This is a genomic window from Xanthomonas sp. NCPPB 1826, assembly GCF_056725285.1.
This window is the reverse complement of record NZ_CM161521.1, coordinates 2,854,215-2,867,515: the sequence shown is the minus strand read 5'-3', so window position 1 is coordinate 2,867,515 and position 13,301 is coordinate 2,854,215. Positions and strand designations below refer to the sequence as shown.

Here is a 13,301-nt window from a genome sequence, read left to right as displayed (position 1 = left end):
CAAGCGCAACGGGCGTTGCAGCCATCGACACGCCTGGCGCGTGTCGTGCGGCCAGGCATGTCGATTGGGTGATGTCGATCAGACCTGCGGCACCACTGCAGACCTCACTGCAGGTCGCGCAGATCCAGCTTGCGCAGCTTGGGCGCCTTCCACGCGGTGGTGGCGACCACGCCCAGGGTCACGCAGCCGCCGATCACCACCGCCGGCACCAGGCCGACCAGGCGTGCCATCACGCCGTCGTAGAACGCACCCAGCTCGTTGGACGAGCCGATGAAGATGCCGTTGATCGACGACACCCGGCCGCGCATCGCATCGGGCGTGGCCAGCTGCAGGATGGTCTGGCGCACCACCACCGACACCCCGTCGCACATGCCGTAGACCAGCAGGATCGCCGCCGACAGCCAGAAGTGCCGCGATAGGCCGAAGGCGATCGTGCACAGCCCGAAGCCGGCTACCGACAGCATCAGGATGCGCCCGGCATTGCGCTGCAGGGGGTGTCGCGCCAGCCACACCCCGACCACGATCGAACCCAGCGCCGGGGCGCCGCGCAGGATGCCCAGCCCTTCCGGGCCGTAATGCAGGATGTCGTGGATGAAGGCCGGCAGCATCGACACCGCGCCGCCCAGCAGCACCGAGAACATGTCCAGCGCCATCGCGCCCAGCATGATCTGGTTGGACAGCACGAACTGCGCGCCTTCGGCGATGCTGCGGAAGATCGGCGCACGCGGGCCTGCGTTGACCGGCTCGCTGACACGCAGCAGCGCCAGCGCCAGGATCGCCACCAGCGCCACGCCGGCGGCCACGCCATAGGCCAGGCCCTTGCCGCCCCATCCGACCAGCACGCCGCCCAGCGCCGGGCCGATCACCATGCCGGCCTGGAAGGTGACGCTGCCGATGCTGGCGCCGCGGGCGAACGCCTCGCGCGGCAGCGCACGTGCGAACAGCGCGTTATAGACCGGCGACAGGAACGAGCGCGCTGCACCGGTCAGCGCGATGGCCGCGTAGATCGGCCACACGCCCTGCACCGGCAGCCAGCCATGGGTGATGGCCAACAGCAGCAACGCGGTGGCGACCAGGCCCAGCACCGCGACCATGCCGAGGCGTCGGCGCGGCAGATGATCGACCAGATAGCCGGCAAACGGCGCGATGCAGAAGAACGGCAGGATCTCCGCCAGGCCGATCAGCCCGAGCGAGAGCGGATTACGGGTGATCTCGTAGATATGCCAGCCGACCGTGACCGCGACGATCTGGTACGACAGCATCGCCGCCACGCGATACAGCAGCACCAGGCCGAAGCCGGGGTGGGCCAGCAGCGTACACAGCGAAGCGGCGGGCGAGGGCGTCGGCGTGCTCACTGCTGGGCGCGGGCGGTGTCGCGGATGAAGGCCAGCATTGCCGCCACGCCATTGCTGCGGGTCGGCGACAGATGCTTGGCCAGCCCGATGCCGGCGATGTAGTCCGGCTCGGTGGCCAGGATCTCCTGCGCGCTACGCCCGGAATACACGCGCAAGGCCAGATAGATCAGCCCGGAGACGATCGCCGAGTCGCTGACGGCATGGAAGTCCAGCCGCTCGGCATTGCCTTCCGGCACGATCCATACCATCGACTGGCAGCCATGCAGACGGTGTTCTTCGGTCTTCCACTGTTCGGGGAAGCTGGGCAGCTTGCGGCCCAGGTCGATCAGGTACTGGTAGCGTTCGGACCAGTCGCCGAAGAAGGAAAACTCCTCGGCAATGGCGGCCTGTGCGTCGACGGCGGTGGGTTCAAGCGGGAAGGGGGTGGTGGTCATCAAAAAATCCAGAATCGGTCGGTGATAGCGCTGCCCGGCGACACCGCAATGGTGCCCCTCTCCCGCAGGGGCGAGAAGGCGCGGCACGCGCGCCATTGGCGCGCATGCCTTGGAGCGCCCGCGCCGCCAGCGCGGGCCGGGGCGCGGAGCGGGGGTTGGGATGAGGGTACGGGCGAAACCTCGCTGGAATTCGATGCGGGTGGCTTCGCTCTTACCGCAAGGAAGGTGCATGTGGCTGCGCTCGCACCCTCATCCGCCCCTGCGGGGCACCTTCCCCCAAAGGGAGAAGGAAGGAAGGTCATGCGCGCTTCCAGCGCACGCCTTGCGGGGTGTCTTCCAGCACGATGCCTTCGTCGGCCAGCTGCGTGCGGATGGCGTCGGCGCGGGCGAAATCCCTGGCTTTCTTGGCGGCATTGCGTTCTTCGACCAGCGCCGTGATGCGCGCATCGTCGCCGGCGTCGGTGCCGCGCGAGAACCAGTCGGCCGGATCCTGCTGCAGCAATCCCAGCGCCAGGCCTGCGCCGAGTAGCCGCGACTTCAGGCCGGACAGCTCGGCGGTGCCTACCGATGCGTCGCTGCCTCGAGCAAGCTGGGTGCGCAGCGCGCGGGCCTCGGAGGCGATGCTGGCGATGACCGACAGCGCAAGCGGAGTGTTGAGGTCGTCGTCGAGCGCGGCTTCCACCTCGTCAGGAATCGTGGCCGGCTGTGCGGGGGCGATCCCGGCAGCGTGTTCGGCCGCGGCCAGGTCGCGCAAGGTGCCGTAGAGCCGGTCCAGCGTGTTCTTGGCCTGTTCGATCAGGCCATCGGACCAGTCCAGCGGCTGCCGGTAGTGCGCGCTCAGCAGCGCGTAACGCAACGCCTCGGGCGGGTGCCGGGCGATCAGGTCGTGCACGGTCTCGATGTTGCCCAGCGACTTGCTCATCTTGGCGCCGCTGAAGTTGAGCATGCCGTTGTGCAGCCAGAACCGCGCAAAGGTGGCTCCGCCATGCGCGCACTCGCTCTGCGCGATCTCGTTCTCGTGATGCGGGAACTGCAGGTCCACGCCGCCGGCATGGATGTCGATGGTCGGGCCCAGGTGCGCGGCAGCCATCGCCGAGCATTCGATATGCCAGCCCGGGCGGCCGCGGCCCCAGGGCGAGTCCCAGCCGGGCAGCTCGTCGCTGGAGGGCTTCCACAGCACGAAGTCGCCGGGGTCGCGCTTGTATGGCGCCACGTCCACGCGCGCGCCGGCCAGCATCTCGTCCGGGTCGCGGCGCGAGAGCTTGCCGTAGTGCTCAAAGCTGGCCACCGCGAACAGCACATGGCCTTCGGCGGCATAGGCATGCCCGTTGGCGATCAGCTGCTCGATCATCGCCACGATCTGCGGGATATGCGCGGTCGCTTCCGGTTCGATGTCCGGCGGCTGCACGCCGAGCGCGGCCATGTCCTGGCGGTAGATCGCGGCGAAGCGGTCGGTGATGGTCGAGATCGGCACGCCCTGCGCCTGCGCGGCGGCGTTGATCTTGTCGTCCACGTCGGTGATGTTGCGCGCGTAGCGCAGCGCGCCATAGCGCCGGCGCAGCAGGGCGGCCAGCACATCGAACACGACCGGGCCGCGGGCGTTGCCGATATGCGCGTAGTTGTAGACGGTGGGGCCGCACACATACAGGGTGGGGCTGGACGGATCGAGCGGTGCGAACGGCTCGACCCGCCGCGTCAGGTTGTTGTGCAGGCGCAGGCTCATCGGCATCTGAAAAAGGATAACCGGGCGATTCTAGCCGGTCGCGGCGGTGTGGCGAACCAACCGCACGCGCGCAGCAGCACCGGTGACTGGATGGGCTGCGTTCAGCCCAAGGGATCGCAAGCTCCATACACTTACGTATTGCCTGGCTGCGCCCTCCTGGTACTGATGCGACCTTCCCCGTTCTTCCTGCTGCTCTGTGTGTTCGCCTGGCAGGCATCGTCAGCGCACGCGGCAGAAACCGATCCCAAGAACCGGGTGGTGGTGATCGAGAACGTGAAGCTGGATTACGCGCAGGTGCTCAATGTCGAGCCGGTCTACCAGACCCTGCGTGCCACCCGCATTGAAGAACAATGCGAGGCCGAGCAGGTCGCACCGGTGGTCGTGGCACCGGCCGAGGACGAGGGCCGCATTAACCGGATGGTGGATTCGGTCAAGGAGATGTTCTCCCGTCGCCCCGAGCCGGCGTCCGTGCCGATGGCGGTGCCGCCGACCAGCACGCGGCGCAACTGCCGGGTGGTGGAGGTGCCGCGCGAGTTCCGGCGGCCGATCGCCTTCGACGTGGATTACGTCTACAAGGGCACCAAGTACCGTTCGCGGCTGCCGGAAGACCCGGGCAACCGGCTGCGCATCCGCGTGTCGGTCACCCCCTACATCCCCGACGCTATCGTCGCGCCGCCGCGCTGAGCTGCACGGCGGTTGCGCCGTACCCGCATGCATGCGAGGATTCGCGCCCTATGTATGCAAACGCCTTTCAGCACGACACCAGCGCCGCCCGGATGGCCTCCGGCATGACCTCGCGTGCCCGCCGACCGGAATCCCACATTTTCGCTGGGTGACCGGAGCGTTTTGCTGTTCCGCCGTTGAAAACCCAGCCCGCAGGCTGGGTTTTTTCGTTTTGACGTCACAAAAGTTTCAACCGCAAGAAACGCGCATGTCGCGCACCCCGTCGCTCCTGGCGGACCACGCAGCAGAAGCACGCAGCACAAGGATCGATCGATGTCACTGAAGCACTTCTTGAACACCCAGGACTGGAGCCGCGCCGAACTGGACGCGCTGTTGACCCAGGCCGCGTTGTTCAAACGCAACAAGCTGGGAAGCGAGCTGAAGGGCAAGTCGATCGCGCTGGTGTTCTTCAACCCGTCCATGCGCACCCGCACCAGCTTCGAGCTGGGCGCGTTCCAGCTGGGCGGGCATGCGGTGGTGCTGCAGCCGGGCAAGGACGCCTGGCCGATCGAGTTCAATCTGGGCACGGTGATGGATGGCGACACCGAGGAGCACATCGCCGAAGTGGCACGGGTGCTGGGCCGTTATGTCGACCTGATCGGCGTGCGCGCGTTCCCGAAGTTCGTCGACTGGTCCAAGGACCGCGAGGACCAGGTGCTCAGGAGCTTTGCCAAGTATTCGCCGGTGCCGGTGATCAACATGGAGACCATCACCCACCCGTGCCAGGAGCTGGCGCACGCGATGGCGTTGCAGGAACACTTCGGCACCCAGGATCTGCGCGGCAAGAAGTACGTGCTGACCTGGACCTATCACCCCAAGCCGTTGAACACCGCGGTGGCCAATTCCGCGCTGACGATCGCCACCCGCATGGGCATGGACGTGACCCTGCTGTGCCCGACGCCGGACTACATCCTGGACCCGCGCTACATGGACTGGGCAGCGCAGAACGTGGCCGAAAGCGGCGGCTCGCTGCAGGTCAGCCACGACATCGACAGTGCCTACGCCGGTGCCGACGTGGTGTATGCCAAGAGCTGGGGCGCGTTGCCGTTCTTCGGCAACTGGGAGCCGGAAAAGCCGATCCGCGACCAGTACCAGCACTTCATCGTCGACGAACGCAAGATGGCGCTGACCAACAACGGCGTGTTCTCGCACTGCCTGCCGCTGCGTCGCAACGTCAAGGCCACCGACGCGGTGATGGATTCGCCCAACTGCATCGCCATCGATGAAGCCGAGAATCGCCTGCATGTGCAGAAGGCGATCATGGCTGCCCTGGTGGGCCAGGGCAGCCGGGATTCGTGATTGGGGATGTGGGATTCGCAACGGCGAACCCGGCTCCCGACCCAACCTAGTCAACTTCTAAAGAGACCCCCATGTCGCAGCAGATCGCTTCCACCAATCCCGAATCCCCACTCTCCAATCCCGGCACAAAGAAGGACATCGTCCTGGCGTTTTCCGGTGGCCTGGATACCAGCTTCTGCATTCCGTATCTGCAGGCGCAGGGCTATGCGGTGCACACCGTGTTTGCCGATACCGGCGGGGTGGATGCCGAGGAGCGTGATTTCATCGAAAAGCGCGCGGCCGAACTCGGTGCCGCCAGCCATGTCACCGTCGATGGCGGCCCGGCCATCTGGCAGGGCTTCGTCAAGCCGTTCGTGTGGGCGGGCGAGGGCTATCAGGGCCAGTACCCGTTGCTGGTGTCCGACCGTTACCTGATCGTCGACGCCGCGCTCAAGCGCGCCGAGGAACTGGGCACGCGCAGCATCGCGCACGGTTGCACCGGCATGGGCAACGACCAGGTGCGTTTCGACCTGGCAGTGAAGGCACTGGGCGATTACCAGATCGTGGCGCCGATCCGCGAGATCCAGAAAGAACACACCCAGACCCGTGCCTACGAGCAGAAGTACCTGGAAGAGCGCGGCTTCGGCGTGCGCGCCAAGCAGCAGGCCTACACCATCAACGAGAACCTGCTCGGGCTGACCATGTCCGGCGGCGAGATCGACCGTTGGGAAGCGCCGGGCGAGGGTGCGCGCGGCTGGTGCGCGCCGCGCAGCGAGTGGCCGGTCGAGCCGCTGACCGTCACCCTGAAGTTCGTCGAAGGCGAGGCCGTTGAACTCAATGGCAAGGCGCTGCCGGGCGAGCAGATCCTGGCCCAGCTCAACAAGCTGTTTGCACCCTACGGCGTCGGCCGTGGCGTCTACACCGGCGACACCGTGATCGGGTTGAAGGGCCGCATCGTGTTCGAAGCGCCGGGCCTGATCTCGCTGCTGACCGCGCACCGCGCGCTGGAAGATGCGGTGCTGACCAAGCAGCAGAACCGCTTCAAGCCGGATGTGGCGCGCAAGTGGGTGGAGCTGGTGTACGAAGGCTTCTATCACGACCCGCTCAAGACCGACATCGAGGCATTCCTGAAGTCGTCGCAGGCCAAGGTCAATGGCGAGGTCACGCTGGAAACCCGCGGTGGTCGCGTCGATGCGGTGGCGGTGCGTTCGCCGCACCTGCTCAACACCAAGGGCGCGACCTATGCGCAGTCGGCCGACTGGGGCGTGGAGGAAGCGGAAGGCTTCATCAAGCTGTTCGGGATGAGCTCGACGCTGTACGCCCAGGTGAATCGCTGAGGATCCAAAGCCCCTCTGCCTCCGGGGCGAGAAGGCACGGCGTACTCGCCACTGGCGCGCGTGCCTTGGAGCGCCCGCGCCGCAAGCGCGGGCCGGCGCGCGGAGCGGGGGGGGGGGAGGGTAGGAGCGAAGCCTCGTGCAGTTAAACAGTGCGAGAGCTTCGCCCGCACTCGCCCGCTGAGATTTTGGCTTCACCAGGCTTCGCCCGTACCCTCATCCGCCCCTTTGGGGCACCTTCTCCCGGCGGGAGAAGGGTGGCCTGGATGCGCTGTAGACGTTGTTCGCGCAGCCTCGCACCACGGTGCAGTTGTGACTTTTGTTAGCCGCCACTTCGGACCATTGATCAAACCGACATGACCGATCTACTCGCCTCCACCCTCGAACACCTGGAACAGCTGGTGTCCTTCGACACCCGCAATCCGCCGCGGGCGATCGCTGCCGAGGGTGGCATCTTCGATTATCTGCGCGCGCAGCTGCCCGGTTTCCAGGTCGAGGTGATCGACCACGGTGCCGGTGCGGTCAGCCTGTATGCGGTGCGCGGCACGCCCAGCTACCTGTTCAACGTGCATCTGGACACGGTGCCGGATTCGCCGCACTGGAGCGCCGATCCGCACGTGATGCGGCGTACCGACGATTGCGTGATTGGCCTGGGCGTCTGCGACATCAAGGGTGCGGCAGCGGCGCTGGTGGCGGCGGCCAATGCCGGGCAGGGCGATGCGGCCTTCCTGTTTTCCTCCGACGAGGAAGCCAACGACCCGCGTTGCATCGCCGCGTTCCTGGCGCGCGGCGTGCCGTATGAGGCGGTGCTGGTTGCCGAGCCGACCATGAGCGAGGCAGTGCTGGCGCATCGCGGCATCAGCTCGGTGCTGATGCGGTTTGCCGGGCGTGCCGGGCATGCCTCGGGCAAGCAGGATCCATCCGCCAGTGCGTTGCACCAGGCGATGCGCTGGGGTGGCAGGGCGCTGGATCACGTCGAGTCGCTGGCGCATGCGCGTTTCGGCGGCCTGACCGGCCTGCGCTTCAACATCGGTCGGGTCGAGGGCGGCATCAAGGCCAACATGATCGCGCCGGCGGCCGAGCTGCGTTTCGGCTTTCGTCCGCTGCCGTCGATGGACGTGGACGGTTTGCTGGCGACGTTTGCCGGATTTGCCGATCCACACGCGGCGCATTTCGAAGAAACCTTCCGTGGGCCGAGCCTGCCGTCCGGCGATATCGCGCGGGCCGAGGAACGCCGCCTTGCCGCCCGCGATGTCGCCGATGCGCTGGACCTGCCGATCGGCAATGCAGTGGATTTCTGGACCGAGGCCTCGCTGTTTTCGGCTGGCGGTTACACCGCCCTGGTCTATGGCCCCGGCGACATCGCCCAGGCGCACACCGCCGACGAGTTCGTAACGCTTGCGCAGCTGCAGCGTTACGCCGAGTCGGTACATCGCATCATCAACGGCTCAAACTGAAGCCGCGTTCCGCGCCCAGGCGCGGCCATTCCTCTCTTCGATCACGGCAATGTCCCTCTCCGCACAGCCCCACAAACAGACCCGCCAGACCATCGTGCGCCTGCTTTCGAGCATGGCCAGCGCCAAGGAAATCAGCCAGTACCTCAAGCGTTTTTCGCAGCTGGATGCCAAACGCTTTGCGGTGGTCAAGGTGGGCGGCGCGGTGCTGCGCGACGATCTGGACGCGCTGACCTCGTCGCTGTCGTTCCTGCAGGAAGTGGGGCTGACCCCGATCGTGCTGCATGGCGCCGGCCCGCAGCTGGATGCCGAACTGTCGGCGGCCGGCATCGAGAAGCGCACCGTCAACGGCCTGCGGGTGACCTCGCCGGAAGCGCTGGCGATCGTGCGCAAGGTGTTCCAGGCCTCCAACCTCAAGCTGGTCGAGGCGCTGCAGCAGAACGGCGCGCGTGCGACCTCGATCACCGGCGGCGTGTTCGAAGCGCAGTATCTGGACCGCGACACCTACGGCCTGGTCGGTGAGGTCAAGGCGGTCAACCTGGCGCCGATCGAAGCCAGCCTGCAGGCCGGCTCGATCCCGGTGATTACCAGCCTGGGCGAGACGCCGAGCGGGCAGATCCTCAACGTCAACGCGGATTTTGCCGCCAACGAACTGGTGCAGGAGCTGCAGCCGTACAAGATCATCTTCCTCACCGGCACCGGCGGTCTGCTGGATGCCGATGGCAAGGTGATCGACTCGATCAACCTGTCCACCGAGTTCGACCACCTGATGCAGCAGCCGTGGATCAACGGCGGCATGCGGGTGAAGATCGAACAGATCAAGGATCTGCTCGATCGCCTGCCGCTGGAGTCGTCGGTGTCGATCACCCGGCCGGCGGATCTGGCCAAGGAACTGTTCACCCACAAGGGCTCGGGCACGCTGGTGCGGCGCGGCGAGCGCGTGCTGCGCGCGACCTCCTGGGACGAGCTGGACCTGCCGCGGCTCAGGACCCTGATCGAATCCAGCTTCGGCCGCACGCTGGTGCCCGATTACTTCAGCAACACCAAGTTGCTGCGCGCCTATGTCAGCGAGAACTACCGCGCCGCGGTGATCCTCACCGACGAAGGCATGCTGGGTGCAAGCGCGCTGATCTACCTGGACAAGTTCGCCGTGCTCGACGACGCCCAGGGCGAAGGCCTGGGCCGTGCGGTGTGGAACGTGATGCGCGAGGAAACCCCGCAGTTGTTCTGGCGCTCGCGTCACAATAACCAGGTCAACATTTTCTACTACGCCGAGTCCGACGGCTGCATCAAGCAGGAGAAGTGGAAGGTGTTCTGGTACGGGCTGGAGAACTTCGAGCAGATCCAGCACTGCGTGGCGCATTGCGCGACGCGTCAGCCGACGCTGCTGGGCTGAGTACGATGGCGCCCGTCGCATTGCCAGCGCTTTGGCGCGAGCTGCCCACGCTACGCGGGCAACACGCAACACTGGAACCATTGCAGGCTGCGCATGCCGATGGTCTGCGCGCTGCGCTGGGCGATGGGGCCTTGTCGCGGCTGTGGTACACCGGCGTGCCGGCACCGGCGCAAGTGGACGACTACGTGGACGCGGCCTTGGATGCGCAGGCCGACGGGCGGGTGCTGCCTTACGTGGTACGCGATGCGGCCGGCGAGGTCGTCGGCTGCACACGCTATTACGGGCTGGATACGACAGTGCCCAAGCTGTCGATCGGCTACACCTGGTACGCGCCGCGCGTGCAGCGCAGCGGCGTCAATACCGACACCAAGCGGATGCTGCTGCAGCACGCCTTCGAGACGCTGGGCTGCCTGAGCGTGGTGTTCGAGACCAGTTGGTTCAATCACACCTCGCGCGCGGCGATTGCGCGGCTCGGTGCAAAGCAGGACGGCGTGCTGCGCAATTACACCCGTCACCCTGACGGCACGCCGCGCGACACCGTGGTGTTCTCCATCATCGATACGGAATGGGCCGGGGTCAAACGCCACCTGCAGTTCCGCCTGGAAGCAAACGCATGACTGTTCAAACAACGACCATCGGCATCGTCGGGGCCCGCGGGCATACCGGATCGGAATTGATCAAGCTGGTGGCGGCACACCCGCATCTGCAGCTGTTGTTCGTGTCCTCGCGCGAGCTGGCCGGGCAACCGGTGGCCGAGCACAACACGGCGTATCGCGGCGAGCTGCGCTACGAGAGCCTGGATGCCGATGCGGTGGCCGCCAAGGCCGCCGACGTGGTGATCCTGGCATTGCCCAACGGCAAGGCCGAGCCCTTCGTCGCGGCGATCGATGCGGCCAGGCCGCAGACGCTGCTGATCGATCTGTCGGCCGATTACCGCTTCGATCCGGCCTGGTATTACGGGCTGCCGGAGCTGACGCGCGGCAGCTACGCCGGGCAGCGACGCATCAGCAATCCGGGCTGCTATGCCACCGCGATGCAGCTGACCATCGCGCCCTTGCTCGACCAACTGGCCGGCCCGCCGCAGTGTTTCGGCGTGTCCGGGTATTCCGGCGCGGGCACCACGCCGTCGGACAAGAACAACCCCGAGTTGCTGGCCGATAACCTGATGCCGTATGCGCTGACCAACCACATGCACGAGCGCGAAGTCTCTGCGCAGCTCGGTGTGCCGGTGGAGTTCATGCCGCATGTGGCGCCGCATTTCCGTGGCATCACCATGACCGTCAACCTGTGGCTGCAGCAAGCGCTGACGCGTGAGCAGATCCAGGCCCGCTACACGCAGCGTTACGCCGACGAGCCGTTGATCGAGATCGTCGATGAAGCGCCGTGGGTCAGCCGCATCGCCGGCAGGCATGGCGTGCAGATCGGCGGCGTGACGCTGGCGCCGGGCAACAAGCGCGTGGTGGTGGTGGCAACGCTGGACAACCTGCTCAAGGGCGCGGCGACGCAGGCGATGCAGAATCTCAATCTGGCGTTGGGCTGGGACGAATTGACTGCGATTGGCTGATGATGCGAGTCCCTCGCAAGAGCCCGCACTTCCTTGTGCGGGGATTCAAAGGTGCGAGTCCCTCGCAACAGCCCGCACATCCATGTGCGGGGATTTAAGCTGACAATTTATTTCGAGACGCTTTCCGATGACCAATCTGTTGTGGCAAAAACCCGGCGTGGCGGTGGACGCCAAGATCCAGAGCTTCCTGGCCGGCGACGACGTCATCCTGGACCGCGAGTTCTTCCTGTACGACATCGCTGCCAGCAAGGCGCATGCGCAGGGACTGCAGCACATCGGCATCCTGTCGCTGCAGGAGCTGGGCGGACTGAGCGAGCAGCTCGACCTGCTGGCGGCCGATTTCCGCAGCGGCGCGTTCGTGCTGGACGAGCGCTACGAGGATTGCCATTCGGCGATCGAGGCGCGCCTGACCGAACGGCTGGGCGATGCCGGCCGCAAGATCCACACCGGGCGCAGCCGTAACGACCAGATCCTGGTCGCCACCCGTCTGTGGTTGAAGGACAAGCTGCAACGCGTGGCCGAGCTCGGCGCGGAGATCGCCAAGGTGGCGCTGGACCGCGCGCAGGCAGAAGCCGCGTTGCCAGTGCCGGGCTATACGCATATCCAGCGTGCGGTAGTGTCCTCGGCCGGCATGTGGTGGGCGGGCTGGGCCGAGGCCTTTATCGACGACGCGGTGCGTGCGGCCGATACCTTGCGCCTGGTGGACAGCAATCCGCTCGGTACCGCCGCCGGCTACGGCGTCAACCTGCCGTTGGACCGTGCACACACCACTGCCGAGCTGGGCTTTGCACGCCTGCAGGTGTCGCCGATCTATGCGCAGCTCTCGCGTGGCAAGTACGAACTGGCCGCGCTCGAGGCGCTTGGCAGCGCAACACTGGACCTGCGCCGGATTGCCTGGGATCTGTCGTTGTTCACCAGTGGCGAGTTCGCCTTCGTCGCGTTGCCGGCGCAATACACCACCGGCAGCTCGATCATGCCGAACAAGCGCAACCCCGACGTGATCGAACTGATGCGCGCCACCCACGCCAGCGTGGCCGCGGCGCGGACCGAGATCGAACAGCTGCTGTCGCTGCCGTCGGGCTATCACCGCGATCTGCAGAGCAGCAAGGGCGCCATCGTGCACGGCTTCGGGCGCGGCTTGGCGGCACTGGAACTGCTGCCTGCCCTGCTGGCCAATCTGGAATGGCGCCCGGACAAGCTGCGTGCGGCGATCGATTCGGGCATGTACGCCACCGACGTGGCGGTGGAAGCGGCGGTTGCCGGCGTGCCGTTCCGCGAGGCTTACAAGGCGGCCGCGGAATCGGCCGACACCGCAGGGCAGGGGCGCACGCCGGAAGGCAGCCTGGCCGCCCGCGTCTCGCCAGGCGCCGCCGCAGATCTGCAGCTGGACGTCCTGCGTGCCCGCTGGCAGGCGCTGGTCTGATGGCCGTGATCAGCACCGACACCGCCGAGCATTACCCCTGGGGCGAAGCCAGCGACGGCTGGCACCTGTTGCGCGACCCCAACCTGAGCGTGCTCGAAGAGCACATGCCGCCCGGCGCGGCCGAGCTGCGTCACCGGCATAGCCGCGCACGGCATTTTTTCTATGTGCTGGCCGGCGAGGTGATGCTGCAGCTGGATGGCGAGCAGCATGTGCTCGGGGTCGGGCAGGGCCTGCATGTGCCGCCCGGTTCCACCCATCAGATGCACAACCTGTCCGAGATGGAAGCGCGCTTTCTGGTGATTTCCACGCCGTTCGGCCGTAGCGAGGCAACACCCGACAAGGAGGCAGGCTGATGGCCACGCGCTATCTGGTAGTGGCGATGCGCAAGCCGGATTTTCCGGCGGATGTGGTGCAGCCGCATCGCGCATTTCTCGACACGCTGCGGGCGGCCGGGCAGCTGGAACTGACCGGCGGCTTCAGCGATGGCAGCGGTGGCGCGTATGTATTGATCAACGTCGCCAGCCTGGAGGACGCGCAGCAGATCGTCGCGCGCGATCCATTGGCGCTGCGCGATGCCTCCACGCTGACCGTCCATGAGTGGAACACGCACTGAGCAG

General features: G+C 66.4%; 13 protein-coding genes. 10 read left to right on the top strand and 3 right to left on the bottom strand.

All coding sequences use genetic code 11. The features are described from left to right. Positions 1 to 104: 104 nt before the first annotated feature. The 3 genes from AC1PLA_RS12115 to cysS form a co-directional block, all read right to left on the bottom strand. Positions 105 to 1,355: an MFS transporter gene (locus AC1PLA_RS12115; RefSeq protein WP_481104610.1), complete on the bottom strand. Its 1,251-nt coding sequence runs from the start codon at positions 1,353 to 1,355 to the stop codon at positions 105 to 107. Next, complete coding sequence (locus AC1PLA_RS12110; protein WP_016903219.1) at positions 1,352 to 1,789, bottom strand: SufE family protein; 438 nt, start codon at positions 1,787 to 1,789, stop codon at positions 1,352 to 1,354. The genes AC1PLA_RS12115 and AC1PLA_RS12110 overlap by 4 nt, the downstream gene beginning before the upstream one ends. Before the next feature lie 298 nt (positions 1,790 to 2,087). Beyond that, the gene (cysS, locus tag AC1PLA_RS12105) at positions 2,088 to 3,512 is read right to left on the bottom strand and encodes a cysteine--tRNA ligase (RefSeq protein ID WP_481104609.1); all 1,425 of its coding nucleotides are present in this window, start codon (positions 3,510 to 3,512) and stop codon (positions 2,088 to 2,090) included. Between the two features lie 186 nt (positions 3,513 to 3,698). Between cysS and AC1PLA_RS12100 the strand changes: the two genes are divergently transcribed. The 10 genes from AC1PLA_RS12100 (at position 3,699) to AC1PLA_RS12055 (ending at position 13,297) form a co-directional block, all read left to right on the top strand. Further along, complete coding sequence (locus AC1PLA_RS12100) at positions 3,699 to 4,196, top strand: hypothetical protein (RefSeq protein WP_481106196.1); 498 nt, start codon at positions 3,699 to 3,701, stop codon at positions 4,194 to 4,196. A 312-nt stretch (positions 4,197 to 4,508) separates the two neighbouring features. Beyond that, the gene (locus AC1PLA_RS12095; protein WP_104569960.1) at positions 4,509 to 5,534 is read left to right on the top strand and encodes an N-acetylornithine carbamoyltransferase; all 1,026 of its coding nucleotides are present in this window, start codon (positions 4,509 to 4,511) and stop codon (positions 5,532 to 5,534) included. Positions 5,535 to 5,605: 71 nt separating this feature from the next. Then, on the top strand, positions 5,606 to 6,850 hold the full coding sequence (locus AC1PLA_RS12090) for an argininosuccinate synthase (protein ID WP_481104608.1): 1,245 nt from the start codon (positions 5,606 to 5,608) through the stop codon (positions 6,848 to 6,850). 353 nt (positions 6,851 to 7,203) lie between these two features. After that, a complete protein-coding gene (locus tag AC1PLA_RS12085) occupies positions 7,204 to 8,304 on the top strand; it encodes an acetylornithine deacetylase (RefSeq protein ID WP_481104607.1) in 1,101 nt (366 codons plus the stop codon). Between the two features lie 49 nt (positions 8,305 to 8,353). After that, positions 8,354 to 9,697 (top strand): acetylglutamate kinase, encoded by a 1,344-nt coding sequence (locus AC1PLA_RS12080; RefSeq protein WP_046343012.1) that lies wholly within the window; start codon positions 8,354 to 8,356, stop codon positions 9,695 to 9,697. A 5-nt stretch (positions 9,698 to 9,702) separates the two neighbouring features. After that, entirely contained in the window at positions 9,703 to 10,314 is a 612-nt protein-coding gene (locus AC1PLA_RS12075; RefSeq protein ID WP_481104606.1) for a GNAT family N-acetyltransferase, read from the top strand. Continuing rightward, complete coding sequence (gene argC, locus AC1PLA_RS12070) at positions 10,311 to 11,261, top strand: N-acetyl-gamma-glutamyl-phosphate reductase (protein ID WP_481104605.1); 951 nt, start codon at positions 10,311 to 10,313, stop codon at positions 11,259 to 11,261. The genes AC1PLA_RS12075 and argC overlap by 4 nt, the downstream gene beginning before the upstream one ends. 127 nt (positions 11,262 to 11,388) lie before the next feature. Then, on the top strand, positions 11,389 to 12,684 hold the full coding sequence (locus tag AC1PLA_RS12065) for an argininosuccinate lyase (protein WP_102254280.1): 1,296 nt from the start codon (positions 11,389 to 11,391) through the stop codon (positions 12,682 to 12,684). Then, positions 12,684 to 13,037 (top strand): cupin domain-containing protein, encoded by a 354-nt coding sequence (locus AC1PLA_RS12060; RefSeq protein WP_039521854.1) that lies wholly within the window; start codon positions 12,684 to 12,686, stop codon positions 13,035 to 13,037. Before AC1PLA_RS12065 ends, AC1PLA_RS12060 begins: the two co-directional genes overlap by 1 nt. Then, positions 13,037 to 13,297 (top strand): YciI family protein, encoded by a 261-nt coding sequence (locus AC1PLA_RS12055; protein WP_043087828.1) that lies wholly within the window; start codon positions 13,037 to 13,039, stop codon positions 13,295 to 13,297. Before AC1PLA_RS12060 ends, AC1PLA_RS12055 begins: the two co-directional genes overlap by 1 nt. Positions 13,298 to 13,301: the final 4 nt, after the last annotated feature.